This window comes from Pricia sp., from assembly GCF_041745955.1.
Classification (GTDB): domain Bacteria; phylum Bacteroidota; class Bacteroidia; order Flavobacteriales; family Flavobacteriaceae; genus Pricia.
The window spans coordinates 1-1,583 of the sequence record NZ_JBGTHY010000547.1 but is presented as its reverse complement, the minus strand read 5'-3'; the positions used below and the strand labels follow the sequence as shown (position 1 = coordinate 1,583).

Here is a 1,583-nt window from a genome sequence, read left to right as displayed (position 1 = left end):
ATGTGATCGTTCCATCGAACCTCACAGGAAAAAACGGTTCTGTCGACTTGAATAAAATGACCTATGGGCAGGTCGTACATCATTTCGGATTGGAAAAATGGTCCGTGGTACATCGAAAGGTCCGCCATTCATCCGTAGGCCGGGTACATTCTTGGACCATCGGTCGGACAATGCCGGTAAAGAAATAGGGTATCAAAGGGAGCGAAGGAGGTGAAATGCCGTTTTCGCTCCCTTTGTCGTTCGGGACCCGCAAGGTTGCGCAGTATTCCCTCCGTTGCGAAGACCGCCATCGGCCTATATTGCCCCGTAAACTTCACGCAGTGCGATATCGCCCCGTCAGGGACGGAAACATTTCTATTCTGCTTTCGGACGATAGGCCGGTTCGCGAAAATCGTCGGGGTCGAGGGCCGGGAATTCACAAAGCCCTACCGGCGAGGGCATCGAGAGCGAAGCCTTGAATCCCTTCATGTAGAGGGAAATGTCCTCTTGCGAGGCTCCAGAGGCCTATGCCAACGCTTCCAGTTCCTTCTCCATGTTTTGCCAATTGGTAACGTAACTTTGGAAAATGGCGGTCTTAAGTCTGATGGTTCTTCGGCCTTATAATTTTGTCCAGGCGCCCAGGGTAGGATTTTTAGAACATTATTTGTATTTTTTAACGAATATTATGGGGCCTCGCCTATTTCCTTTCAAAAATTCATAATACTTTTTAGGAGGATGGGCTACACTTTAAAAACAAAAACACAATAAAAACCCACGTTTTTTTGAACTTTACCGATACAAGAAAAACTACAGCTATTGGCTACTACCGGGGGGTCAATTCAATTTCGGTCGGAACCGAACAATCTAGGGTCGAATTTAAAGGGCTGTATGTCAATAACTTTGACCTTGTGAAAATCCTTATGGTTCGGGTTTATTAAATAGTTGAACTCTCCGGCGGCGACAACTGACGGAACGGCCATCACTAAGCTCGAATTCTCTTTTAAAAAACCGTCCCCTACTATTTGCGTAAAAGGTGAAGGGGGATGCGATTTCCAATCCGAGCCTTCTAGGTATTCCTCGGAGATAACTATTGGTTCGATCTTCGGTAGTTCTATGGAAACAATAAAATAATCGATAGGCAGGATTCCAAATGGAACATGCACTGCCACTTCGGCCATAGCTAACGATCTTGACGAGGCGGTATACAACATTTTTTCGCCCTTATTGTTCCATCTAGCGCCATTTTTCGCAGCCCCATCACCTGAAAGGTCGTCTTTATACTTTGCCCTTGTAATACGGAAGACTATCATGCAAAGATACCGTGATCTATCCTTCCGAGCTCATCCCTTACTATCCCCAGACCGACCGATGTGTCGAGTAGATCCTTTGGTACAGATCCGCCCAGCGCAACGTTCTCCATCAATAACCATGTGTGGAAATTATTCGGATCCCCGAAAACTTCTTCTCCGAACTGCATCAGCTGTTTTATCTCGATAATGGTTTCCGTCTGCTTGGGAGCGAATCTTTTATTGTCTTTCTTGTATCGCTCGAGCGTTCTTTTGGTAGTGTCAAGAAAAAGTGCCCAATCATTATCGCTAAAGGGT

General features: G+C 46.1%; 3 protein-coding genes. 1 reads left to right on the top strand and 2 read right to left on the bottom strand.

All coding sequences use genetic code 11. The annotated features are described in order from the left end of the window. Positions 1–188, top strand: a 188-nt coding sequence (locus tag ACEW8S_RS19625; protein ID WP_373519802.1) for a hypothetical protein, incomplete at its 5' end; no start/stop codon positions are given. Positions 189–818: 630 nt separating this feature from the next. Here the strand turns inward: ACEW8S_RS19625 and ACEW8S_RS19620 are convergent. Then, a complete protein-coding gene (locus ACEW8S_RS19620) occupies positions 819–1,289 on the bottom strand; it encodes an RES family NAD+ phosphorylase (protein WP_373519801.1) in 471 nt (156 codons plus the stop codon). Next, positions 1,286–1,583 (bottom strand): antitoxin Xre/MbcA/ParS toxin-binding domain-containing protein (locus tag ACEW8S_RS19615; RefSeq protein ID WP_373519800.1); only part of this gene is annotated, 298 nt, incomplete at its 5' end. The genes ACEW8S_RS19615 and ACEW8S_RS19620, both read right to left, overlap by 4 nt.